We start from the raw sequence: 24,377 nt of genomic DNA on the forward strand, positions 1-24,377 counted from the left end.
AAGCCCCGACATTGCTGCCGGGGCCTACTATCATTCAGGTTACTTATTTTACTTCTTCGTAAGGTACGTCTGACACATTGCCATCCTGGCTGCTGTTAGTCTGACCGCCACCGTTCGGCTGTCCACCCGTAAAGGGATCACCACCCGGAGCGGCACCTTGAGCACCTGTGTTGTAAATATCTTGCGAAGCAGCGTTCCAGGCTTCAGTGATCGTTGCCATGGCCGACTCGATGGCCGCAACGTCGCGGGAAGCGTGGGCTGAGCGCAAGCCAGTCAGCGCACTTTCGATAGCGGACTTATTTGCATCAGACAGTTTGTCGCCGTATTCTTTTAGCTGCTTTTCGGTTTGGAAAATCATCGAGTCAGCCTGATTCACCTTCTCAATTTTTTCTTTTTCCGCTTTGTCAGCTTCTTCGTTGGCTTTTGCTTCTTCACGCATCCGGTTGATTTCAGCATCGCTTAATCCGCTGGAAGCCTCAATCCGAATTTTCTGCTCTTTGTTTGTGCCTTTGTCACGAGCCGTTACGTGCAGGATACCGTTTGCATCAATGTCGAACGTTACCTCGACTTGCGGTACGCCCCGCGGAGCTGGTGGAATACCATCCAGGTGGAAGCGGCCTAGTGAACGGTTCTGCGTAGCCATTGGACGTTCGCCTTGCAGGATATGAATTTCCACGCTTGGCTGGCTATCCGATGCCGTTGAGAATACTTCCGATTTCTTGGTTGGAATTGTCGTGTTTGCGTCGATCAGCTTCGTAAACACACCGCCCATGGTTTCAATACCCAGTGACAGCGGAATAACGTCTAGCAGAAGAACGTCTTTTACTTCACCCGTTAAGACACCACCCTGAACCGCAGCACCTACGGCTACTGCCTCATCCGGGTTTACGTTTTTAGAAGGCTTTTTACCAAACAGTTTTTCTACTTCTTCCTGTACTTTTGGAATCCGGGTTGAACCACCAACCAGAATGATTTCGTCAATCTGGCTTGCCGACAATCCAGAATTTTTCAGGGCCCGGCGGCAAGGTTCCAAGCTGCGTTGAATCAGTGAATCAGCCAGTTGCTCAAATTTAGCGCGGCTTAATGTCCGAACCAAGTGCTTCGGAATCCCATTTACCGGCATGATATACGGTAAGTTGATTTCCGTTGACGACGAGCTTGATAACTCGATCTTCGCTTTTTCGGCCGCTTCTTTCAGGCGTTGCAACGCCATCGGATCCTGACGCAGGTCAATGTTTTCGTCGTTCTTGAATTCCTGAGCGAGCCAGTTAATGATTACCTGGTCAAAGTCATCACCACCTAAGTGCGTATCACCGTCGGTTGATTTAACTTCGAACACGCCATCACCTAATTCAAGAATAGAAATATCAAATGTACCACCGCCTAAGTCAAAGACGGCAATTTTCATGTCCTGGTGTGTTTTGTCCAGACCATAAGCCAGCGCGGCGGCGGTTGGCTCGTTGATGATCCGTTTTACATCCAGACCCGCAATTTGTCCGGCTTCTTTGGTTGCCTGACGTTCTGCATCGTTAAAGTAAGCCGGAACGGTGATAACTGCTTCCGTGACGGTTTGTCCCAGGTAGTCTTCAGCGGTCTGCTTCATTTTTTGTAGAACCAGCGCCGAAAGTTCCTGGGGTGTATATTGGCGATCTCCAATCCGGACGCGCGGCGTATCATTTGGGCCACGTTCTACCGAATAAGAAATCGTTTTGATTTCATTTTGTACTTCATTGAATCGCTTCCCCATGAACCGTTTGATCGAGGAGATCGTGTTCGTTGGGTTCGTGATCGCTTGCCGTTTAGCCGGGTCACCCACCTTACGTTCGCCGTTACCATTATCCATAAACGCAACGACTGAGGGGGTAGTCCGACGACCTTCACTGTTTGGAATTACCACTGGCTCGTTTCCTTCCATTACGGCCACACACGAGTTGGTTGTTCCTAAGTCAATTCCAATAATCTTTCCCATACTATATTTATTTGCTAAATGCTTTTTAAAGGGTTATGCTGACAATACTTCTAGTTTAGCAAGGGATGTGCCAGCCACTTAAAAAGCCTTTTTCTGTGACAGATTGACAGGAAAAGCTGACCAAATGGCTATCAGCTTGCTGCTTGAACTGTCACTAACGCAAAAAAGAGCAGGTTTGACTGCTCTTTTTGTAATCAACTAGGTATGTCTACCGTTCAATAACGCCCCCGGCAATGCGTCCACCGCTGTTTCCAGAAGGATCCGTAGTCTGATCATCACCATTAGCATGAATAATCAGTGAACTTCCATCGGCGTCAAATAAGGTGGTTGGTCCCGGTGATAACGAAATTAGCTTTGTCTTGGTGGTCATCTTTGCGTTCCCCTGGGCATCCGCTACCAGATTCGGTAAATCAGCCGCATGGGGGCCATTCGGGTTGTGAAGACCGTGTTGTTTACTCGTTGGATTGTAGTGCTCACCCGACGTTGAGAAAGGAGGCGAAGCTTTAGGATCGGCTACGCCAAACTGGTGAAAATGCATACCGTGTGCCCCAACGGGCAACCCACTCGCCTCAACCACAATGGTTACTTCGCCGTTGTTTGCTTCGGACAGACGTGCTGTTCCAATGGTCGTTCCCGCTGTATTAACGATTGTTACGGTGGCGGTTGTCGGTGGATTTGACTGGTGGTCTGTACAACCTGTTATCAACCCCAAACTCATGATTCCCAGCCCACACCAGAAGGGGAATTTAGCAACACCTGTTTTACGGGTTGTATTGACAAGGGTCTCCCGGGAGCCATTGAGTTCTGATTTTTCAGCCATGTTTCGAGTAGTTTATTTGTAACGAATATCCCTATATTACAAACTGTTCTCCAAAATGTTTTAAAACTCCATTCGATTGGGCATAAAAAAAGACGGATTCCTCCGTCTTCTGATTATCAATAAATTTGCAGTGATTTAGCGACCAAACATACCGCCCAATAAGCCGCCTAAGCCGCCACTTTGTTTCTCTGGTTCTTTGGATGAGCTGCTGCCACCGCCCATGAAGTTGCCCGCCAAGCGGGTTAGGTCATTCATGTCTAATTTTCCATCGGCCATTACCGAACCGGCCATGCTTGCCCAGTCGACGCCTTGCTTACCTGTCAGGTTACCCATTATATCTCCTGTGCTTACGCTGGAATCCTGTGGATCATTGGATTTATGTACAAGTTTACTTAGTACAATCGGCACAATTGCAGCAGCAATGGACATTGCCTGCTGGGTCGAGATGCCAAAGCGCTGCTGAAGCTGGTCGCCAACGTGGTTTGATACTTGCCCGGTTACCGGATTTTGCTCGACGCTCCCTCCTTTTCCGGTAAACATGCTAATCAGGCCGCCCAGGTTTCCACTCGTCACTTGCTGTTGCAAACCACCCAAAATGCCATTGGAGACCGTCTTTACTGCATCCTCACTCTGTCCATTTGGAATCGCAGACCCGGTTAGCCCTGAACCACCCGTATTCTGGCGTACCAGATTCATCAATATATCAAGCATAAGATTGTTTAGTTAAAAATGAGAATTAGCTATTCACTTGACCGAATTACATTTGTCAGTTACTTTGATAACTACAGGATTGCCATATTGTTAAATAGTAGTAAGACGCCGCATTTCTTAAATTGTAACACATGAATCTGGAGACATCTGACAAAAAAATGCCCTGGGAAGAATTGACAAATGGGCTGTATTACCCCAGCGAATCCGACGAACCCATTGAGTATATTGAATTTACTTACCAGGCCGCTCCTCCTTTAACGGTGAGTCAGGTTAAAAATCTTGTGCTGATTCCAGCTGATATTTTTATGGAAGAAGTCGCCGAAAATGAATTTTGGGAACCTGTTCTAACGGAACAGGATTGGTACGGTGAAGAGGAGAAAGCCGTTCTAAACCGGTTTAAAATCCTTCAGGAAGAAGTGAATCGTCAGCTAGCAGACCGGCAGGTATTTCGAAGCGGGCGGATTGAAATCGATGTTTTTTTGTTAGGCCGCAAGCCCGATGGCAGCTGGGCAGGCCTGAAAACAAGAGTAGTAGAAACGTAGCGGCGGGATAGCTAGGGATAAAAAATTAGCAGTGAGCAGCCACCGAAGCCTACGCTTTGATGATCACCCACTGCTAATTACTGTTTATTTCACTTTTTCAACAACGGCTTTGAAAGCCTCAGGATGGTTCATGGCTAAGTCAGCCAAAACTTTTCTGTTTAACTCAATACCTGCGGCATGAATTTTTCCCAGCAAAGCTGAGTAGGAAATACCGTGCTGACGCGCACCCGCATTGATCCGCTGAATCCATAGACCACGGAAATCGCGTTTTTTCTGGCGACGGTCACGGAATGAATAACCAAGACCTTTTTCGACGGCGTTTTTAGCTACCGTCCAAACGTTTTTACGACGGCCATAGTAACCTTTGGCCAGTTTTAGGATTTTTTTACGACGTGCCCGTGAGGCGACATGATTTACTGAACGTGGCATTGTAAATAAATGTGTTTTTTGACGCTGGCGACAGGATATTTATCAATTTCCTATACTTGGAGCCAGGTGTCGGGTGAAACAAGGTAACCAAAGATGGTCTGGCCATTAAGCCAGGTTAAGCATTACTTTAACACGACGCTCATCCCCAGGAGCTACCAGCGTGTTGTGAACCAGGTTCCGCTTGCGCTTGGTTGACTTCTTGGTCAGGATGTGGCTGTGGAAAGCGTGCTTCCGCTTGATTTTACCGGTGCCTGTTAGCTTGAAGCGCTTTTTGGCACCTGAGTTGGTTTTAACTTTAGGCATTGGTGTAAAACAGAATTGTTGAAAAAATCGTGAAACAGGCCGCAAAGATACAAAAAAGTCAAGAGTTAAGCAGGATAAGCAAGAGTTTTTAAATCAGACTCTTTACTCAACCGGCCTAACTCTTTCTATTTTGCACTGTTATTTCTTAACCACAACTACTTTGGGCGCAATAAACATGGTCATGCGCTTTCCTTCTAGCTTTGGTTCTGATTCTATTTTTCCGTGCTCTTCCAGTCCTTTCGAGAAGCGCTGCAAAATATCAACGCCACGCTCTTTGAAGACAATAGCACGACCGACAAACTGAACATACGCTTTTACTTTAGCTCCTTCTTTCAGGAAGCTAATGGCGTGTTTCAGTTTAAAATCAAAGTCATGATCATCGGTATTAGGGCCGAACCGGATTTCTTTGATAACGACTTTCTGAGCTTTCGATTTAATCTCTTTCTGTTTCTTCTTCTGCTCGTATTTGAATTTCGAATAATCGACGATTCGACAGACAGGAGGAACTGCATTGGGAGAGATTTCAACAAGATCAAGTCCTTGTCCCTGCGCTAAGGCACGCGCCTGCTGGATCTCGTAGACGCCTTGCTCTACGTTTTCCCCGACCACGCGGACTTGTTTAGCCTGGATACGTTCGTTAATCCGGTAAGGTTCTTCGACCACGCGCGGTGGGCGCATTGGTCTACGCTGTAATGCCATAGATTGTGTTTAGAGTTGTAAATAAGGGTACGAGCCTATAACGCAGCAAGTTTTCGAAAGTTTCCGGGAAAATAAAAAATCTATTCTTTTCACGCAAAAGAGGCCGTTAAACTTTTTTAAGTGGTAAAAATCAAAAGCGGCAAGTGGCGAAATGAAAGCTACTCCATTTGGCCCTGTTGCCACTTTTAACCCAAAATCAGGCGGTTCTGTCAGCGATTGGCTTTACCTGTTCCTGAAATAATTCGATAAAGGCTTCAATGTCCATAGCCCCAAGATCTCCTTCTCCTTTGCGGCGAACGGACAGTTTCCCTTCGGCCTGTTCCTTCTCCCCTACAATAAGCATAAAAGGTACCTTAGCTACTTCAGCATCCCGGATTTTGCGGCCAATTTTCTCGTCGCGTAAGTCAACGTACCCGCGAATGTCCCGCTCCTGCAAGGTTAGGAACACATCGTTGGCGTAATCCTCGTACTTCTCGGAAATTGGCAAAATCGCAATCTGGTCGGGTGAGAGCCAAAGCGGGAAATTACCCGCCGTATTTTCGATCAGGATAGCAATGAAACGCTCCAGCGACCCGAAGGGTGCCCGGTGAATCATCACGGGCCGGTACTTCTGGTTATCAGAACCGGTGTATTCGAGTTCGAAGCGGTTAGGCAGGTTATAATCCACCTGGATGGTGCCTAACTGCCATTTACGCCCCAGGGCATCCTTCACCATAAAATCCAATTTTGGACCGTAGAAGGCGGCCTCACCCAGTTCCGTTACCGTTGGCAGGCCCTTTTCCTGAGCCGCTTCGATAATGGCAGATTCGGCTTTTTCCCAAAGGTCATCCGACCCGATGTATTTCCCTTCTTTATTCGGATCCCGGAGGGAGATTTGCGCACTGTAATTATCAAAACCCAGCGACTTGAATACGTACAAAACCAGGTCAATTACTTTCTTGAACTCGTCTTTTACCTGATCCGGGCGGCAGAAAATATGCGCATCGTCCTGCGTAAAGCCCCGCACCCGCGTCAAGCCGTGCAACTCACCCGATTGTTCGTAGCGGTAAACTGTACCAAATTCCGCCAGACGCAGTGGCAAATCCCGGTACGAACGTGGTTTTGCTTTGTAGATTTCGCAGTGGTGCGGACAGTTCATCGGCTTCAGCAAAAACTCTTCGCCTTCTTCCGGAGTATGAATGGGTTTAAACGAATCTTCACCGTATTTTTCCCAGTGTCCCGAAGTTACATACAGTTGCTTGCTACCGATATGTGGCGTCACAACAGGCTGATAACCAGCCCGGACCTGAGCCCGACGCAGGAAATTCTCCAGCCGCTCACGCAGAATAGCTCCTTTGGGTAACCAAAGCGGTAAACCTTGACCAACGCGCTCCGAGAACGTGAAGATTTCCAGCTCTTTGCCCAATTTCCGGTGATCCCGTTTCTTGGCTTCCTCCAACAGGTACAGGTACTCATCCAACTCTTTTTGCTTTGGATAAGTAACGGCATAAATGCGGGTCAGCATCTTGTTTTTTTCGTCACCACGCCAATAAGCGCCGGCCACGTTCATCAGCTTGGCCGCCTTAATGAAACCCGTATTGGGAATATGCGGTCCCCGGCAAAGGTCGGTAAATCCACCCTGGGTATAGAACGTAATGCTGCCATCTTCCAGACCTTCCAGAAGCTCGATTTTGTAAGGGTCCCCTTTTTCCTCGAAGTATGCGATGGCTTCGGTTTTTGGAACGGCTTTCCGTACATACTCGTTTTTCTGCCGGGCTAGTTCCAGCATTTTCGTTTCGACTTTCTTGAAGTCTTCCTGCGAAAAATGCTGACCGTTCAGATCGACATCGTAATAAAATCCATTTTCGACCGGTGGCCCGATGGCAAATTTGATGCCGGGATACAGCGCTTCCATTGCCTCGGCCATCAAGTGAGCCGACGAGTGCCAGAAAGTAGATTTCCCTTCCGGATCATTCCACGTGAGAAGGGTTACCGTTGCATCGGTTGTTATGGGGCGCGTGGCATCCTGCACCGTGCCGTTTATTTTAGCAGCCAGTACATTCCGGGCCAGCCCCTCACTGATACTGGCGGCAACCTCCAGACTGGTTACACCGCTGGGGTACTCTCGTACGCTGCCATCCGGTAGCGTAATGCGAATTTGGTCACTCATCATTTTTATAGTTTAATAAACAAAGTTCACTGTTTTAAGGCATACAAAGCTTAGACAGCAAACCCCATCTTAATCGTTAATTTCTAGTTGAATCGCCTAACTCGCCGAAGCGGGATCGGGGTTTGATGGTCATAATTTTTACGCGGGTTGTATCCAGGACCGAACCTGGCCGGGCTGGTTCATCATCCAGCGCAACCTCCCCCGCTGGCGCTACGTTATACGTTCCCGCCAGCTTTCGTTGCACTCGCCAGGCACCGCTTCTGGCCTGCCAGTCGCCCGGATTGGCGGCCTGCTCCTTCGCATACAGCGCCAGCGCCTGATCGAGTTGGTTGTTATACTCCAGGGCCGTTGCCAGAAAATACCGGATACGCGGAAAATCAGCCTTCACGTTTTGCACTTCTTCAAAATGCCGTACAGCCTGCCCGAAAGCCCGCCAGCGCAAGCAGATTTGGCCCGCCTGAAAATGAGCCTGATACAGGTTCGGTTGCAACCGAATCGCCTGTTGATAATACTGGTAGGCGCTATCAGGTCGGTAAGCCCGTTGAAACGTTAACCCCCGCCCATAAAACAGCTGGGCATTTTTAGGGAAATACGCCAATGCTCGTTTGTTATAAACCAAGGCTGTCTCGTAATTTCCCTGTGCCGTGTAAATCGACGTTAGCTGGCTGTAGGTGTCCAGATAGCGGGGTTTCAGCGCCAGGGCACGCTCATAATAAGCCAGCGCGCGGGTTGTATCTCCGTATTTAGCAGCAATTAATCCGTTGAAATAGAAGGCTTCCCCCTCATACGGAGCCATTTGCAATACTTTTGCTAGGTATAAACGCGCTTGTTCAAATTGGCGATTTTCTTGAAACAAATCGCCCATAACAATATACAAATCCGGCGTTTCAATGCCAAGCCCTTCCGCCCGCTGGGCACTTTCCAACGCCTGCGCGATTTTCCGCTGGCCACGCAAAATTTTGGCCCGAATCAGGTAATAACGCCCTACATCGTCGTCTGCATCAAGCGCTTCGTTGATATCAGCCAAGGCCTCATCCAAACGCCCATTTTCCAGATATAGCGCCGCCCGACGCGCATACGCCGACGCTGGTGCACTTTGATTAATGGCCCGGGTCAAGGCTTCCAGTGCTTTCTGGTTGCGGATTTCGGCGGAGTTCTGCGGCACAGTCGGAATGCGGGCCTGACGACGGTCATCTTCCCCACAACCCCATAAAATCCCGGCGATCAATAACCCACTTACGAACGAAACTTTGTACCGCATTATCCCTTTTAAAAACCGCTCAAATATACGGTCTATACCGAAGAAAACCGATAGAATACCCCCAACGGTAATCTTTTCCCGAAGGAATCGGGCAGATAGAGTTCGCCGTACTCTGTGCTGGGACGTTTCCCGAAGTGGGAAAGCATCAGATTCTCGACAATAAGGGCCGAAAAACCCAGCGAATATAAATTGATAATCAGAAAGTAATGCTCTTTTTCGAGTAGGTCCGCGCAAAGCTTCAGCAATTCATTCAGGTGCTCTTCCAGAAGCCATTTCTCTCCATCGGGTCCGCGTCCATAGGCGGGAGGATCCAGAATAATCCCGTGGTAGGTGTTTCCCCGCCGGGCTTCCCGTCGCACAAACTTCATGGCATCCTCTATTACCCAACGAATATTATCCAGTCCGCTGGCTTCCATGTTCTCCCGCGACCAGGAAATGACCTGCCGAACGGAGTCAACGTGGGTTACGTCGGCACCCGCCTGCCGAGCCGCCAGAGAGGCTGCTCCGGTATACGCAAACAGATTGAGCACTCGGGGCCGCTCCGTCTGCATCGGCAATGCCTTTACTTTTTGGTGAATATACGGCCAGTTAACCGCCTGTTCCGGAAAAATACCAACGTGCTTAAACGAAGACAGCGACAGTTTAAAAGACAACTCAAGGTTTTCACGGCGGTACGGAACAAACCAGCGGTCGTTCATGTCGGGCTTAGTCAGCCACTCTCCTTTTTCCTGTGAGCCTTTATCGCGCTTAAAAACGGCCTTAGCCCGTCGTTGCCATTCTTCATCCGGCAATGATTTTTCCCAGATCGCCTGGGGCTCCGGACGACTCAGAATATACGGTCCGAAACGTTCTAGCTTTTCGAAGCCGCCGGTATCAATTAATTCGTATTCAGGCCAGGGGGCCGGAGTTAGTAGTTGCAATGAACGTAGATTTTTTGGTGGATTCGAGCCGTTCTGTGAAGGCTCAACTCGGAAACGATATTAACAGCCTAACGCCAGAATGCATTCAAATTCGTCGGGACGAATGGGCATGACCGACAAGCGCGATTGCCGAAGCAACGCCAGATTGGCCAGCAAAGGTTCCGCTTTTAGCTGAGCCAGTGTTACCGGTCGCGGCAAAGGCATAAGGGGTTCCAGCTCTACCACGACCCAAGGTGTTGGCGCTGTACCTGAGTTTGCACCCGCCGTTGGGTCCGGGTAGGCTTCCCGGCACACTTTAGCGACGCCTACTACTTCTTTTCCTATAACACTATGGTAAAACAATACCTGATCGCCTGTTTTCATGGCCATCAGGTTGTTACGCGCCTGGTAATTGCGGACGCCATCCCAAACGGCTTTGCCTTCCTGCACAAATTTATTCCAGGAATAGGCGTCTGGTTCTGATTTTACAAGCCAGTGATTCAATCCAATAAAAGAAATTTGAATGCGTGAATCCTAGCGCAGCCCACTAAATTTGCTCACGCTATCATTCACGCATTCTGCATTTACATCAATAATCATCCAAACCCAGGCTACTGCCGTAGCGAGAGCCGTACTCATCGTCCTCGTCGGAATGACGGTCAACGCCTTTGTAAAACAGGGCTTTTTTAAGAATCGAGATTTGTCCGCTGTGATACGTATCGTGGTTGATCAGGCCGTGCAGCATGTCGTAATACGTATAATCCCGGCCTGGCACGATGTCTTCCAGAAACTCGTCGTCGTCGCGTTTATCCAGCTCGTTAACTAATTCTTCCTGACTAAGGCTTAATTCCATTTGCAGGGCTTCCCATTCGAAGTCGTCAATCTGCTGAAATGAACCGAAATTTTTCTCCGGCGATTTGATGTCAAAATCTTTATCGCCCTGCATCTTTTTGACGCAGAAAATCCGCCAGCTAGTTATGTGAAACACCAATTCGGCGATGGAGTGCGTGTTGGGCGTAATCCGTCGGCCAGCCATATCTGGAGTTACGCCCCGAATGGCTTCTACCAGCGAAGGACCATGCCATGCCTCTTCTCCCTCGTAGGTTGTATTCAATAGATCGATGATGCGGATTAATTCATCATTTTGTACCATAGAAATCTGCTTATAAACAGTAATACGAAACCAAAACTACAAAGCTCGCGTGAGATTCTTAAAAATATTTACTGTATCTCTACTGATTGGTTCTCTGCCACGACGACGGGCGCCAGCCTTCCACCCGCTGGCTCTCCTGATGCGCTAATTTTAGCAGTCGCTCAATCTTTCGGGTTCCCGTTTCAATAAATGGATCATTCTTTTTAAACCACATCTCATAAACGTTGTGCGGCTTGGACTTTTGCACGCCCAAAAACAGAAAGGTTTCGGCGGTAGGTTCGGCTAGGAAGTAAAAGGCAGCCTGCCGGTCGTAGCCATAGAACTGAAATTTATGAAAAAACTCCTCGCTGGACCTTGAGGAAGTTGTTTTTACATCCACAATTAAACCGGGGCGCACCCCGTCGGGCTTTGCCTTGAGGGGTAAGCCTGTTAGCGTGCATTCCCAGAAAAGGGGCTTTTCGACGGTCAGATCCGTCAATAAATCCGTGGTTCGCTCACGCACCGACTCAGCCAGTGCCCGCAGGTTTTTGCCTTCCGTTGCCGTGTGCAACTGCCAGTTGACTGGCCGGTGCGGCTCTAGCAAAAGCTGGTGAAAGGTCGTCCCGTACTGCATAATTTTGGGCGATGCTTTCCGAAGGGGCTTAAACGTATGCAGATTTAATAACTCCGTTAAATCAGAATTAGCGTAGGCTGGATGCGAACGATATTGGTGCTCAGTCATTCAAAAAATCAGACAAGTAACTGTTGCTTACAGAGCCCTAAAGTTACGCAGTTTGCGACCGATCTCCCAACTAAATTGCAATCCAAGTCTACCTTTCCTTTTGTTCCACGAGCAAGAAAACCGGAACTATTTTACTCGTTAATCGTTAAATAGAACACACTTTTTAGGGGTTATCATCTGCTTAAAGCCGAGTTACTCCTGAACCTTTCTATGAAACTCTTCAAATGCACGCACTGCGGACAACTGCTCTTTTTCGAGAATGGTTTTTGCGAGCGGTGCAAGTATCCGTTGGGCTTCGTGTCCCAGCAATTGCAGTTGCTCCCGCTTGAGGTAGCAGGACCGGATACGTTTCGCATCTACAACCAAGGTCCCTTTCTTTACCGCTACTGCGCCAATCATCAATACGGTGTCTGCAACTGGCTGGTTGCCGATGGCAGCCAGACGCCCTATTGTAAAGCCTGCACGCTAAACCGCACCATTCCGAACCTAAGCAAGGCGGAATACCTGCAACGCTGGCGCGTTATCGAAGTCGCAAAACACCGGCTGGTTTACACCTTAAGGCGCATGAAACTGCCTTTGGTGAGTAAAACCACCGATCCCGACAAAGGGCTCTCGTTTGATTTTCTGGCCGACGAAAATCCCGGACATTCGCCCCGCATCCTGACCGGTCATAGCCGAGGTTTGATAACCATTAACATTGCCGAAGCGGACGATATTGAGCGGGAAATGGCTCGTCGGGCCATGGACGAACCTTATCGCACCGTACTGGGGCACTTCCGCCACGAGGTAGGACATTATTACTGGGATCAGCTCATTGACCATTCCGACCATTTGACTGCCTGTCGGGAATTGTTTGGGGACGAGCGGCAAAATTACGCCGAGGCGCTGAAACAGCATTACCGAAAAGGGCCAGCTAGAGGCTGGAATCAGCATTTTATCAGTGCCTACGCCAGTGCGCACCCCTGGGAAGACTGGGCGGAAACCTGGGCGCACTACATGCACATCCTGGACACCCTCGAAACGGCCTACGACTTTGGCTTGAGCGTTCATCCCCGAATTATTGAAGAACGGACCATTTTGAGCTCAGAGGTTAAGATTGACCCTTATGATCCCGAAAATTTCGAGATGCTCATCAGCTTGTGGTTACCCCTGTGTTTTGCCATGAACAGCCTGAACCGCAGCATGGGGCATTCGGACTTGTATCCGTTTGTTATTCCTCCCCTCGTCATGCAGAAACTTAGCTTCATCCATCGGGTGTGTTACGAAGCACGCGTGGTATAAAATACAGGCAGTAAGCAATAAATCGGCTTTTATTTCAGTTTTATGGTCGAGTGTTTACGACTATGTGCCGCCGATTTTTCACCCTCGTACTTGTGCTGATTTCAACCGTCGGAATGCGCCCGGAAGGACGTACTAACGATGAGTACAGCCGCATTGATGCCTACGCCCGAACCACGCCGGATTCGTATGCCCGAAGCATCAATACCTTGTCTGATTACCTGACCGCTCCCGCCCGGACGGATATGGATAAAGTTCGGGTTATTTACGCCTGGATGGTTTCCCATATTCAATATGACCTAGCGGCTGCCAACAGCGCTTACCGCCAAAAATATTATTCCGAGAAAGAATACGCGACCCGGGTCCTGCAAAAGCGCAAAGGGCTTTGCACTGGTTACGCACTCTTATTCAAGTATTTACTTAAACGAGCAGGCGTCGATGCAGCCAGCATCCGCGGCTATGCGCGAACGGATGACAAGGAGTCGGGCTTACCCGTTGCCGTGGTTGATCACGAATGGAATGCCGTACGCATTGATAACGAATGGTACCTCCTTGATTTGGCCTGGGCCGTGTCAACGGCTGAAGAAGGCCAATCCAGCAATGATTTTTATTTTCTGACGCCTCCCGATCAGTTTGTTTCGCAGCATTTCCCGACCGATCCGCGTTGGCAGCTTCTTGCCCAGCCCGTCAGTAAGCCCGAATTTGATCGCTTTCCCAAGCTGTACGCCCCTTATTTTGCCATGGGTTACAGCCCCGATTTTCCCAAAAATGGCCAGATTACGATCAATCGTCAGACGCAATTGACGTTTCAGAACCCGAATGCGATTGACTACCTCTGCACAATTAGCCGATTTGGTCAAACCAAAGGTGTCGATATTCCTATTTCGGTTACCCGCACGGATGATCTGCACCTGATTCGTCTGAACGTCTCCGCTCAGGGGCGCGGCACGTTGCGCGTTTTTGCGGCTCCGGTTACGCAAAGTCGTTCCAAGCATTATGAATGCATCGCGTCCTTTACCGTCAATAGTTTGTAACGATTGACGGTAAAGGCTCTACGCCCGCATTTCAACCAGTAAATTCCGGTACTGGTCCATCTGAACGTAACTTTTTTCGCGAATGACAATGGTTGTATCGGGTTCTTCGATGATGCCTGGTCCAGACAGCCGGTCGTCGGGTTGAATGCGAGCCCGGTCGTAAATAGGACACGAACAAGGGGTCAGGTCTTCTTCGTAATACACCGACCGATAGCCCTTCAAAGCCACAAAATCCTGATCATTGGAACGCGTTGCCGGATTGGAGCGTTGCAGCGTGTTGATGACTTCTTTCTTTGACGTTTTATCGAAATAGATCAGTAAATACCCCAAAGCCGTCGAAACGCCCGCCGCCCCCGGAATAATTACTTTCTGGACGCCTAGCTGGCTGGCAATATCCAGCGCGTGTACGGGGCCAGCGCCGCCGAAAGCCACCAGACCATAAGCCGACCAGTCAAAGGCCCGATCAGAGACTAACTTCCGAATGTTCTTAGCAACGTACCGATCAATTCCCTGGCTTAGGCGCATGGCTGCTTCTTCTACCTTCATGCCCAGCGGCTTGCCAATGTGTTCTTCCATGGCTTGCCGCGCCGCGTCAATATCCAGCCGAATGCGGCCATTCAGAAAATAGCTTTTGTTGAGAAAGCCCAGAATCAGGTCCACGTCAGTTAGGGTTGGTCGCGAGCCGCCCCGTCCGAAGCAGGCGGGACCGGTCTCGTGGTCGGCATGCTCCATCATCACGGCTAGCGAGCCATCTACATCAACGCCCACAAAATTGTTGCCCCCAACGCCCAGCGTGCGCATTTGGGTTTCGCCATCCAGCAACGTAAGGTGCGTGTAGGAGCCCCCCATTTTCAGAAGAATCAGTTTCTTTTCGTTGACCAGCGAGCCATAGAACTTACCGACCGCTAGGCAACCTACCCGACCGGGTTTTATGATTCGCTTGATGTCTTTGAGCGCCCCTTCCAGGTCAACGATTTCGCCGTCGTTGGTAACAAACTGCATGGGAAACGGCCAACCCAGCTCTTGCAATTGCTCATGGAGGTGTTGCAGGCATTCCAGCGCCTCTTCGGCAGGAATTTGGACATTCAAGCCCATCACTACGGCTTCAATATCCGCCATCGCGATGCTGTACTGTTCCAGAAAATGAGTGATTTCTTCCGTTAGGGTAGCGGTAGAATCCCGAAAGGTAGCGGCCACTTTTTTGATGGAAAGCTGTCCTTCTTCATTAACTAATACAAAATCAGTAAATGTTTCTCCCCAATCAATGCTAAAATGGTAGCGGCTCATAGTGGCCTATCGATAATGTTTATTTGGTGGTAACGCGCATTTGAGTAATGCGCCAGCTGCTATCAGAAGCCATGCTCAGGTCAGAGTTAAGCGTAACCGTTTTTCGGTTTGCGGTACTACCCGCCGGAACTGTTTCGGCATACTCATACTGCTCCGTGGCTGTCGCCTTTTTTTCCTCAATACGCAGGTTTTTCAACTTATAATTCTGGGCTTTTACCGCACTCGCTATTCGTTGGTAGTCAGCGGGCGATAGCGCCGTGCCGTTGTTAATGATTTTAGCGCTATCGGCAAAATATCGGTTAAAATCTGTCGAAATTCCGGGTAGCAAAGCACTGTCCCGGTTCAGCAGGGCCATTCTGTTTTTAAGCATGGCGACCACCGTGTCTCGCTGTTTATAAAGCGCAGTTGTGGTGGTACGGGTTTCGACGCGGCGCAGGCGACGCTGTGTTTCAGGTGTTTGCGCTTGCGTAATAGTGGCCCATAAAAACAGGCTTGCCAGAAAAAAGGAAGTTTTCATAAGTAAGCAGGAAGATCGTTTATGATCAATCGATTATCTCCCAAAATGTTTATTAGAAAAAAAGCTGTTCTGCCAGACGGTATGTGTTGCAATGCGCTTCCACAATGTCGGCAATGCGGGTAGAATACCCCCCGCCCATCGATACCGCAATGGGTAGCCCATGTTGTTTCGCTTGCTCAAATACAAACTGATCACGCTGTTTACAACCTTCCATAGACACTTTCAACTTGCCTAGTTTATCGGTTTCCAAAATATCAACGCCGGAAATATAAAACAGAAAATCGGGCTTTTGCTCTTTCAACAGACGGGGCAGTGTTTCATACAAGGTTTCCAGGTAAACAGAATCAGTCGTACCAGTCGGTATTTCGACGTCTAAATCCGAGTGCTCTTTGTGCAGTGGGTAGTTGTCTTTCCCGTGCATACTAAATGTAAACACCCTCGGCTCGTCCTGAAAAATAACGGCGGTGCCATTGCCTTGGTGTACGTCCAGATCCACAATCATGATCTTCCGGACCAATTTATTTTCCAGCAGGTAATACGACGCAACGGCTACATCATTCAGCAGGCAAAAACCTTCTCCCCGATCGGAATAAGCGTGATGGGTCCCGCCCGCCACATTCAGCGCAACCCCGTGCTGCATCGCCAGCAAGCTGCAATCGATGGTGCCCTGGGTGATGATCCACTCGCGCTGAACCAGCCCCTCCGACAGGGGAAAGCCCACTTTTCGCATCATTCGAGGCGAGGCAGTCAAGGTTTTAAGCTGATGCACATAGTCGGCGGTATGTACCCCTAAAACCCAACGATCCTCTACCGGCGCAGGGCTGAAAAAGTTGGCGGGCGTGCAGGTTCCTTCGTAGAGCAACTGCTCGGGAATCAGCTCGTATTTGATCATGGGAAACCGATGGGGCTCTCCGTTAGGGCCATCGGGTAAAGGATGCTTGTAAATGGGGTCAAAGGCAATTTTAAGCATGCACAATAAAAAGGATTTTCGATCCTAGTGCTTGAGTGGATGAACTAAAAACCTAACAAAACATTCGCGTCGATGTTCCATCTTTTTCAGCTTCTACGCACACAATTATGCAAACTGTAATCATTACCGGTGGCGCTCAGGGGATTGGGCGCGTAACAACCAATTATCTGCTCACGCACGGCTACCAGGTTTCCGTTTGGGATTCGGATTCGGCAGCCCTCGACGAAATGCGCACGTTTCTGACAACCAATACCGACCAGGTTGCCCTTATCGAATGCGATATTGCCGACGAAAATTCGGTTCAAAATGCCCTGAAATTAACGCTGAAGCAATTTGGCCAGGTCAATCACCTGATCAACAATGCCGGAATTATGGTTCGGAAACCCATTGACCAGTTTACGCTTGACGACTGGAACAAAAGCATCGGCATTAACCTGACGGGGGCTTTTCTGGGCGCTAAACTAACCGCTTCGGAACTCGCCAGAAATCGAGGCAGCATCATCAATATTTCTTCCACGCGGGCTTTTCAATCGGAGCCAGACACGTTTGCCTATTCCGCTTCTAAAGGTGGCCTGCTTGCCTTGACGCACGCCCTGGCCGTTAGCCTGGGGCCGGACGTACGCGCCAACTGCATTAGCCCCGGCTGGATCGACGTTTCAGCCCAGAAAGCAGGCAATCCTGAACCAGAAAAATTACGCCCAAAAGATCACCAGCAACACCCTGCCGGGCGCGTTGGACAGGCCGACGATATTGCCCGCATGATCCTTTTCCTGCTCGCTGACGAAAACTCGTTTATAACCGGCCAGAATTTCGTCGTTGATGGTGGAATGACGCGAAAAATGATTTACGAAGAGTAACCACTTTATCAAAATAGAAACTTAAATGAGAACAGCCGGATTTCGGGATATACTTTGCAACAGCCCCTGTCGTTAGGGAAATGTAACTTCTATGCCAATCTATCCATGAAAAATGCCCACCGTACTTTCGTTCTGACTTTGTTGGTAATTAGCTTCTTTGGTGCTTGCAAACGCACGCAGGTTGACCCCACCGGCATTCCCGATACGCCAGATTCGCTCCTTCCGAGTCGGGATGATGTCTTGGCGCTGGGCAATCCAACCAATGCCAGCACTGACCCCAGCAGTGAACGCAATTATTTGATGAAGAAAAGCAGCCTTGTTCTTTCTTACAACAAGAGTACAGGAACGCCAAACTGGGTAGCCTGGCATTTGTCGAAAGCCTGGAAAGGACATCATTTGCTGAACGGAACCCTGGCCGCCGATCCGGCCCTTCCCAGTGGCTGGCCGAGCGTTCTACCTACGGATTACACCAATAACGGTTTTGAGCGGCTGATGCTTTGTCCGCCTTCCGACCGCGATAGCCTGGCTGCTGACCTTGCACCAACCTATCTGATGACGAATGTTCTTCCGGCTGCGCCAGCCGTGGTGCGGGGTCCCTGGGCGGGTTTTGAAAACTACTGCCGCAAATTACTCAATGACGGGTATGAGCTTTACATTTACGCAGGCGGCTCCGGCCAGGGGGGCACGGGCGACCAGGGAACGGCCCAATCAATTGCCAAAGGAAAAATTGCAGTGCCCCAGGCGTTATGGAAAGTAGTGCTTGTCCTTCCTGTTGGTACGCAGGATCTTAAACGAGTCAGCGCGGCAGCCCGTACGATTGCAGTCTGGATTCCGAATAACAATGCATCAGGGAATACCTCCTGGACCAACTTTCGGACGTCCGTTGATCAAATTGAAAGCCGCACATCTACGGATTTCTTTTCAGCTGTTCCCGTAGATATTCAGCGCATAATCGAGGCTTCGGCAGACGTTATTACTGTGAACTAAGTTTTTGAGCAATAGTACTTACTTTTCAAACGGCTAACTCATTGGTAGAGCTTAGGCAGATCTCCGACGCTTTCACTTGCAATACAGGCTTTTCTACGAAGTAATCGGCCGCGCTGTAGGTCGTATTAGACAAGACAATCATAATCGCATCTTCCGAAAAAGAATCGACAAAATGCCAGTCTTCAGGCCGAAGAACCAGGCATTGCTGCGGAGAATGAAGTGAATATTCTATTTCCTGAAATCCGTTGGCAATGCCAATCCGGCAACTCCCCCGTAGACAAACAACGGCGTGAAAGGTCTCGTAATGCCCATGCCCTGCGCGCTGGATGTCACCAGCGCCATAGATGTAGAAAACCCGTTGTATACTTCCAGGTACCCAGGGCTCCAAAAAAGTAAGGTCACCCACCTCCCAAAAATCAGGAGCAAGTTGTAGCAATACAGCCATAAGCAGATTTTCTTTGGGATACTAAGCTAGAAATTACAAAGAATAAACGCGAATAGGCAAATTACCTACTTCTATTTTATGTAATAATTTCTCCGTAAAGTTACTTTTCCCTGAAAACCAGAGTATAAAAACAAGATATAAATAACTATATCTGATCAAACATTGACAACTCCATTTACTTATGTATTTTTACGGATACAACTTTACATGGCATTTTAGATGCAACCTAGTAAGCAACTCATTAATGAAACAAAGGACATGTTGATTACTCCCGCAGAGCTTGCCTGGCGTAATGCCGTTGCTAAGCTCCAGGAGTACTACATTCTGCTTACTGATGAATTAGAATTGCTCGACCAGCATTATTCCGATTTCCGCCGGGAGGATACAAGTAAAATTAACAACCTGACTCGCCTCCAGCAACTACTGGTTTCTACGCTTAACCAACTTCGGGACGAGGCTTCCAATGGATCCCAGGGCCTCAAAGATTCTCAGGGACGGATGGATCAAATTGAACTTCACACAACCGTCATGGAACAACTGGCCGAACGGGTCAAACTCGCGCTTGATAAATCAAAGCAGTAGTGCTTTATGAAATGCTTGTTCTTTATCTCCTTCTGATACTGCACCTAATCGGGTGGTTTCCCCCTAAAGACTCCTGTTTTCTCAGACAATTTTCGGCTTATTAAAGCACGGGTCTATTTTAATGCGTTGCTGTGTTCATTTTTTTAGAGGAAGGCGGCAAAAATTGACTATTTTTTTTGAGCTTTTTGGATTAGAAACTTTTCGGCTATCACGCTAAAATTTAGTCAAAAGGTTATTAATCAGTAACTTTTAGAAACCATCTTCTTTAATCCGATTTTCTGCAATCTCCTTTTTCGCGAATATTCTTATTAATTATTGCAATTACCCAACAATATCTTTAAATAATTTAATTATTCTTCAATTTTGGGCCATTTCTTGATGGGTTAGGCAAAAATCAACTACTTATTTTTTTGTGAATTTATTATTCAAATTACTTAAGTATTAAAACCTAAGTATATCTTTTGATTATTGAATTTTTTTACGAAAAAGGCCAACAAATCAATCGATAAGCGAGTATTATAACAGACAACACAGCGAGCAATAACAGACATTTCCTTTTGATAATTATTTCTGCGTCTCCTTGTGTCGTTAATTAAATTTAACGTTACTTTACAGCGTAAACAACAACCAGAACAACGAACAACAGTAAAAATGCACTTGCTAATAAGATAGAACAAAACATAACCATTTATCCATGTAAGTATGGCCTCCCAGCCTAATGATCGCCGTTCGACAGCCGGAAAAATGAGTGATGAGGATTTAGTACAAGGCGTACGGACCTCACATGATCCCGTCTTCTTTGAAACTCTTTATAACCGGTACGTAAACAAAGTTTACAGGAAATGTTTATCCATGACGACCAACCCTGAACAGGCAGAAGACCTGACCCAGGACGTTTTCATGAAAGTCCACCGCAATATTGATCGATTCAAAGGGAGATCTCGCTTTTCTACCTGGCTTTACGCGATTACCCACCACCACGTTGTCGACGAGCTTCAGAATAGGCTTCCTTCCGTTCGTCTGGAACCACAAACCTGGGCAAACCTCCCCCATAATGAATCGCCGGATGTGATCTCTCCAGATGAGCAATGGCAACAGGTAAAAGAAATTCTGGAACAACTTCCCGACACCGACCGCGATATTCTGCTACTGCGCTACGAACAGGGATTAGGTATTGAAGAAATTAGCCAGATGTTAGGGCTAGGTATTAGTGCCGTAAAGATGCGGCTGAGCCGGAGCCGTACCAAACTGAAGAAATTAATCGATGAACTGGAGAATCCTTGAGGTTCTTCAGTTCTTTCCCACTACTCTTCTTTGAAGCATGCCCACTCGATTCTTCAATCGAATCGTAACTTTCATGCATAAAAAAATCCCCAGTGGGCTACTGGGGATGCTTGGTGACCGATAGGGGAATCGAACCCCTGTTTGAACCGTGAAAGGGTCCCGTCCTAACCGCTAGACGAATCGGCCTTACTGGATGACTTTACTATTCAGCAGTACCAGAAATACTTCTATTTCCAAATGACTGCCTGGTGACCGATAGGGGAATCGAACCCCTGTTTGAACCGTGAAAGGGTCCCGTCCTAACCGCTAGACGAATCGGCCTTCTCTATTCTCTTTCTTCTTGCGGGCAACCGCTTTCTGAAATCGTGGTGCAAAGGTACGTGGAAATTTGTGTAATGCAAGCGGAAAACACAAAAAATGAATTTCTATTCGTTTCAAAGCGGTATTTTCGGCTTAGCGCTTAATTTTGATGCTTCATCGTCAATCACTTGCCAACTTTTCTTAATGAAAAAATTTTTATTAGCACTGAGCTTGCTAGGTAGCGTATCCGGGTTTGCTCAGTCTACTTTACAACATCCCGATCAATTTTTAGGCTATACCGTTGGAAAGCGCTTTACGCCCCAGCACCGAGTGATCTCCTACGCCGAACAAGTGGCCCGCCAGTTTCCAAACCGAGTAAAAATTCTTCCCTATGGAAAAACGCATGAAGGGCGTGACCTCATGGTGGTTGTAGTTGCTTCGGAGCAGAACATGGCCCGTCTGGAAGAAATTCGAACCAATAATCTCAAACGCATTGGTCTGGCAAGTGGCCAGCCTACAAACGGCAACCAGCCCCCAATTGCGTGGCTGAGCTACAATGTACACGGAAACGAAGCGGTTAGTACCGATGCCTTCATGCTGGTTTTGCATGGCCTCTTGAACGACTTGGGTACGGGCGAAATGCCGGCCGTCTCCAAAAAAATTCTCAATAACACGGTGGTTATTCTGGATCCCTGCCTGAATCCCGACGGTCATAACCGGTACGTGAGCTGGTATAACCAGATGGTCGGCAGCCAGCCTGACCCTACCCCCTTCGCCCGGGAACACAGCGAGCCCTGGCCAGGTGGACGGTATACGCACTACATTTTTGACCCCAACCGCGACTGGGCCTGGCAAACACAGGAAATCACGCAGCAACGAATGGCACTCTATCAGCAGTGGATGCCTCATCTGCACGGTGATTTCCACGAGATGGGTCCAGAAAGCCCCTATTATTTTGCGCCTTCCGCCAAGCCGTATCACGAAGACATCTCTACCTGGCAGCGCGAATTTCAGCAGGTTATCGGGCAATATAACACCCGTTATTTCGACCGGAATGGCTGGCTTTACTTTACGCGGGAAAACTTCGATTTGTTTTACCCTAGCTATGGCGATACCTGGCCAACTTACAACGGAGCGATTGGCATGACCTTCGAACAGGGCGGCGGGGGCCGGGCCGGTCTGGCTTTCCAAAAACGAGATAACGATACGTTAACGCTTCGGGAGCGAATTGATCACCACGTCGCAGCCAGTTTTGCTACTCTGGAATCGGTATCCGACAAGGCCGATCAAGTAGTTAAGGAATATACCAATTACTTCGATAAGTCGCAGAAAACACCCACGGGTGACTTCAAAACCTACGTGATTAAAACCCAAAACGACAACGGTCGGGTTGACGCATTACGCAAACTGCTGGACAATAATCAGATTCGCTATGGCATTGCCGGAAAGTCCGTAAAAACGCAGGGTTTTGCTTATTTATCCCAGAAGAACGAGTCCGTAACGGTTGATAATTATGATTTGGTCATCAGTGCTTATCAGCCTAAATCGACCTTACTTAAAATCCTGTTTGAACCTAAATCGACCCTGGAAGATTCCGTTACGTACGACATCACCTCCTGGGCGATTCCCTACGCGTACGGCTTACGAGCCTACGGCCTAAAAGATCGCCTGACACCGCAGACCTACGCTGCCCGGCAGACTTCTACTGCTACTGCAACCACCGCCCCCACCCAACCATACGCTTATCTGGTTCGCTGGAAAGCCGCGCAGGATGTCGCGTTTCTTGCTACGCTTCTGAAAAACAAAATTCGGGTGCGGGTAGCCGAACGCACCTTCAAGCAGGGTAATGAAACGTTTGAGGCCGGAACACTAATTGTCACCAAAGCGGGTAATGAGCGCCTAGGGAATCGATTTAACCAGATTCTTCAGCAGGAAGCGACCCGACAGGGGGTTCAACTGATTCCGGCAGCCACGGGTTTCGTTAGCGAAGGCGCTGATTTTGGTTCTGGTAGTGTATTTTCTCTAAAAGCTCCCCACGTTGCCGTATTGGTTGGCGAAGGCATTGTACCAACGGCAGCGGGCGAAGTTTGGCATTACTTTGATCAGGAGTTAAATTATCCGATCACTTTGATGGATGCCAATGCGTTTTCTGTAGCGAATCTTAGCAAAGTAGATGTGCTGATTTTGCCGCAGGGGTATGGTTATGCCCGCATCCTCAACGACCGCAACCTGAACGACCTGAAAGACTGGATTCGCGGCGGCGGAAAACTCATCGCCATGGACCGTGCTACTAGTTTCTTTGCCGACAAACCTGATTTCAGCCTAAAGAAAAAAGAAAGCAAAGACAAAGCGGGTGCCAAAGAAAAGGCCCAGAAAGAAGCCCAGATGGATTCTCTGAAAGTATACGGCTCCAGAGAGCGGGAGGCTATCTCAGACGAAACGCCGGGCAGTATTTACCGGATTGATCTCGACAAATCGCATCCGCTGGCTTTTGGTTATACCAATGGTTACTATTCGCTGGTACAGAGCTCGTATGACTATGACTTTTTGAAAGATGGCTGGAACGTTGGCTACTTGCGAGCAAACAATTATGTATCCGGTTTTGTAGGCAAAAACGCGAAGGATAAACTTCGCAATACACCGATTCACGCCGTGCAGGAAATGGGCCGGGGCAGCATCGTTTATCTGATGGACGATCCACTGTTCCGGGGCTTCTGGTATAACGGAAAACTCTTATTTGGCAATGCGGTTTTCCTGGTTGGTAACTAAGCGAACCAGGTTCTTTTGATAGTTGGAGAGTCAGTCTGATGGGGCTGGCTCTCTTTTTTTGCCCTTTTCTACTTCAACAGGCATTGACTAGAATGTCAGAACAATCCAAACAAGTAACTGTTATATGAACAACGGATCACAATAGCGATGTATACCACCTATTCACGATCATTATCATTCATTTGTCCATCAAATAAAAACACATGAAAGCTCAACTAATGCGAACACTGCTCTATACCTGGGCATTTGTATTCCTCTTGTCCATGACAAGTTGCGAAGTAATCGGAGATATTTTTAAAGCAGGTGTTTGGGCGGGCGTACTTCTGGTTGTAGGAGGTATTGTACTGGTTATCTGGGTTATTTCCCGATTCTTCGGGGGAGGTGGCCGCCGTACCTAGCCTGTATATAAAG

Annotated in this window: 25 protein-coding genes and 2 tRNA genes; 9 read left to right on the top strand and 18 right to left on the bottom strand. The window is 48.4% G+C overall.

Annotation, left to right across the window (positions count from 1 at the left end; all coding sequences use genetic code 11):
- Positions 1 to 43: 43 nt before the first annotated feature.
- The 3 genes from dnaK to L0Y31_RS16045 form a co-directional block, all read right to left on the bottom strand.
- A complete protein-coding gene (gene dnaK / locus L0Y31_RS16035; RefSeq protein WP_234734094.1) occupies positions 44 to 1,969 on the bottom strand; it encodes a molecular chaperone DnaK in 1,926 nt (641 codons plus the stop codon).
- 208 nt (positions 1,970 to 2,177) lie between these two features.
- A complete protein-coding gene (locus L0Y31_RS16040) occupies positions 2,178 to 2,789 on the bottom strand; it encodes a superoxide dismutase family protein (protein ID WP_234734095.1) in 612 nt (203 codons plus the stop codon).
- 135 nt (positions 2,790 to 2,924) lie between these two features.
- Positions 2,925 to 3,500 carry a DUF937 domain-containing protein gene (locus L0Y31_RS16045; protein WP_234734096.1) on the bottom strand — a complete coding sequence of 192 codons (576 nt, stop codon included), beginning with the start codon at positions 3,498 to 3,500 and terminating at the stop codon, positions 2,925 to 2,927.
- 131 nt (positions 3,501 to 3,631) lie between these two features.
- Here L0Y31_RS16045 and L0Y31_RS16050 point away from each other — a divergent pair, with 131 nt between their 5' ends.
- Entirely contained in the window at positions 3,632 to 4,042 is a 411-nt protein-coding gene (locus tag L0Y31_RS16050) for a nuclease A inhibitor family protein (protein ID WP_234734097.1), read from the top strand.
- 84 nt (positions 4,043 to 4,126) lie between these two features.
- Here L0Y31_RS16050 and rplT read toward each other — a convergent pair whose 3' ends face one another.
- The 9 genes from rplT to L0Y31_RS16095 form a co-directional block, all read right to left on the bottom strand.
- Complete coding sequence (gene rplT, locus L0Y31_RS16055; protein ID WP_234734098.1) at positions 4,127 to 4,471, bottom strand: 50S ribosomal protein L20; 345 nt, start codon at positions 4,469 to 4,471, stop codon at positions 4,127 to 4,129.
- A gap of 105 nt (positions 4,472 to 4,576) precedes the next feature.
- Positions 4,577 to 4,774, bottom strand: a complete 198-nt coding sequence (rpmI, locus tag L0Y31_RS16060; RefSeq protein WP_234734099.1) for a 50S ribosomal protein L35 — start codon at positions 4,772 to 4,774, stop codon at positions 4,577 to 4,579.
- Between the two features lie 138 nt (positions 4,775 to 4,912).
- Entirely contained in the window at positions 4,913 to 5,473 is a 561-nt protein-coding gene (gene infC, locus L0Y31_RS16065; RefSeq protein ID WP_234734100.1) for a translation initiation factor IF-3, read from the bottom strand.
- A 196-nt stretch (positions 5,474 to 5,669) separates the two neighbouring features.
- Positions 5,670 to 7,625 carry a threonine--tRNA ligase gene (thrS, locus tag L0Y31_RS16070; RefSeq protein ID WP_407084039.1) on the bottom strand — a complete coding sequence of 652 codons (1,956 nt, stop codon included), beginning with the start codon at positions 7,623 to 7,625 and terminating at the stop codon, positions 5,670 to 5,672.
- A gap of 73 nt (positions 7,626 to 7,698) precedes the next feature.
- Positions 7,699 to 8,883: a tetratricopeptide repeat protein gene (locus L0Y31_RS16075; RefSeq protein ID WP_234734101.1), complete on the bottom strand. Its 1,185-nt coding sequence runs from the start codon at positions 8,881 to 8,883 to the stop codon at positions 7,699 to 7,701.
- Positions 8,884 to 8,915: 32 nt separating this feature from the next.
- On the bottom strand, positions 8,916 to 9,803 hold the full coding sequence (locus L0Y31_RS16080) for a class I SAM-dependent methyltransferase (protein ID WP_234734102.1): 888 nt from the start codon (positions 9,801 to 9,803) through the stop codon (positions 8,916 to 8,918).
- A 60-nt stretch (positions 9,804 to 9,863) separates the two neighbouring features.
- Positions 9,864 to 10,286 (bottom strand): EVE domain-containing protein, encoded by a 423-nt coding sequence (locus L0Y31_RS16085; RefSeq protein ID WP_234734103.1) that lies wholly within the window; start codon positions 10,284 to 10,286, stop codon positions 9,864 to 9,866.
- Positions 10,287 to 10,371: 85 nt separating this feature from the next.
- Complete coding sequence (locus tag L0Y31_RS16090) at positions 10,372 to 10,935, bottom strand: DinB family protein (RefSeq protein ID WP_234734104.1); 564 nt, start codon at positions 10,933 to 10,935, stop codon at positions 10,372 to 10,374.
- 79 nt (positions 10,936 to 11,014) lie between these two features.
- On the bottom strand, positions 11,015 to 11,656 hold the full coding sequence (locus tag L0Y31_RS16095) for a PD-(D/E)XK nuclease-like domain-containing protein (protein WP_234734105.1): 642 nt from the start codon (positions 11,654 to 11,656) through the stop codon (positions 11,015 to 11,017).
- Positions 11,657 to 11,866: 210 nt separating this feature from the next.
- On the opposite strand from L0Y31_RS16095, the gene L0Y31_RS16100 reads away from it, so the two are divergent.
- Complete coding sequence (locus L0Y31_RS16100) at positions 11,867 to 12,937, top strand: zinc-binding metallopeptidase family protein (RefSeq protein ID WP_234734106.1); 1,071 nt, start codon at positions 11,867 to 11,869, stop codon at positions 12,935 to 12,937.
- Positions 12,938 to 13,029: 92 nt separating this feature from the next.
- The gene (locus L0Y31_RS16105; protein ID WP_234734107.1) at positions 13,030 to 13,968 is read left to right on the top strand and encodes a transglutaminase domain-containing protein; all 939 of its coding nucleotides are present in this window, start codon (positions 13,030 to 13,032) and stop codon (positions 13,966 to 13,968) included.
- Between the two features lie 18 nt (positions 13,969 to 13,986).
- Here the strand turns inward: L0Y31_RS16105 and L0Y31_RS16110 are convergent, their stop codons facing one another.
- From L0Y31_RS16110 to L0Y31_RS16120, 3 genes are read right to left on the bottom strand one after another with little or no spacing between them, the layout of a single operon-like run.
- On the bottom strand, positions 13,987 to 15,255 hold the full coding sequence (locus L0Y31_RS16110; protein WP_234734108.1) for a hydantoinase/oxoprolinase family protein: 1,269 nt from the start codon (positions 15,253 to 15,255) through the stop codon (positions 13,987 to 13,989).
- A 19-nt stretch (positions 15,256 to 15,274) separates the two neighbouring features.
- Positions 15,275 to 15,772 carry a hypothetical protein gene (locus L0Y31_RS16115; RefSeq protein WP_234734109.1) on the bottom strand — a complete coding sequence of 166 codons (498 nt, stop codon included), beginning with the start codon at positions 15,770 to 15,772 and terminating at the stop codon, positions 15,275 to 15,277.
- Between the two features lie 52 nt (positions 15,773 to 15,824).
- Positions 15,825 to 16,742, bottom strand: coding sequence for a histone deacetylase family protein (locus tag L0Y31_RS16120; RefSeq protein WP_234734110.1), 918 nt, complete (start codon positions 16,740 to 16,742; stop codon positions 15,825 to 15,827).
- A 107-nt stretch (positions 16,743 to 16,849) separates the two neighbouring features.
- Between L0Y31_RS16120 and L0Y31_RS16125 the strand changes: the two genes are divergently transcribed.
- Both L0Y31_RS16125 and L0Y31_RS16130 read left to right on the top strand, forming a co-directional pair.
- Entirely contained in the window at positions 16,850 to 17,599 is a 750-nt protein-coding gene (locus L0Y31_RS16125; protein WP_234734111.1) for an SDR family oxidoreductase, read from the top strand.
- A 105-nt stretch (positions 17,600 to 17,704) separates the two neighbouring features.
- Positions 17,705 to 18,586: a DNA/RNA non-specific endonuclease gene (locus tag L0Y31_RS16130; protein WP_234734112.1), complete on the top strand. Its 882-nt coding sequence runs from the start codon at positions 17,705 to 17,707 to the stop codon at positions 18,584 to 18,586.
- Positions 18,587 to 18,611: 25 nt separating this feature from the next.
- On the opposite strand, the gene L0Y31_RS16135 is transcribed toward L0Y31_RS16130, so the two are convergent.
- On the bottom strand, positions 18,612 to 19,031 hold the full coding sequence (locus L0Y31_RS16135; RefSeq protein WP_234734113.1) for a sugar 3,4-ketoisomerase: 420 nt from the start codon (positions 19,029 to 19,031) through the stop codon (positions 18,612 to 18,614).
- Positions 19,032 to 19,289: 258 nt separating this feature from the next.
- On the opposite strand from L0Y31_RS16135, the gene L0Y31_RS16140 reads away from it, so the two are divergent.
- Positions 19,290 to 19,613, top strand: a complete 324-nt coding sequence (locus L0Y31_RS16140) for a hypothetical protein (protein ID WP_234734114.1) — start codon at positions 19,290 to 19,292, stop codon at positions 19,611 to 19,613.
- Between the two features lie 744 nt (positions 19,614 to 20,357).
- Positions 20,358 to 20,897: an RNA polymerase sigma factor gene (locus L0Y31_RS16145; RefSeq protein ID WP_255773036.1), complete on the top strand. Its 540-nt coding sequence runs from the start codon at positions 20,358 to 20,360 to the stop codon at positions 20,895 to 20,897.
- Positions 20,898 to 21,008: 111 nt separating this feature from the next.
- Here L0Y31_RS16145 and L0Y31_RS16150 read toward each other — a convergent pair.
- A tRNA-Glu gene (locus L0Y31_RS16150) sits at positions 21,009 to 21,083 on the bottom strand.
- A 60-nt stretch (positions 21,084 to 21,143) separates the two neighbouring features.
- Positions 21,144 to 21,218, bottom strand: a tRNA-Glu gene (locus L0Y31_RS16155).
- A gap of 183 nt (positions 21,219 to 21,401) precedes the next feature.
- Between L0Y31_RS16155 and L0Y31_RS16160 the strand changes: the two genes are divergently transcribed.
- Together L0Y31_RS16160 and L0Y31_RS16165 are read left to right on the top strand one after the other, a co-directional pair.
- Entirely contained in the window at positions 21,402 to 23,966 is a 2,565-nt protein-coding gene (locus L0Y31_RS16160) for a M14 metallopeptidase family protein (protein WP_234734116.1), read from the top strand.
- A 203-nt stretch (positions 23,967 to 24,169) separates the two neighbouring features.
- Complete coding sequence (locus L0Y31_RS16165) at positions 24,170 to 24,364, top strand: hypothetical protein (protein ID WP_234734117.1); 195 nt, start codon at positions 24,170 to 24,172, stop codon at positions 24,362 to 24,364.
- Positions 24,365 to 24,377 lie beyond the last annotated feature (13 nt).

It is taken from the genome of Tellurirhabdus bombi, from assembly GCF_021484805.1.
Classification (GTDB): Bacteria; Bacteroidota; Bacteroidia; order Cytophagales; family Spirosomataceae; genus Tellurirhabdus; species Tellurirhabdus bombi.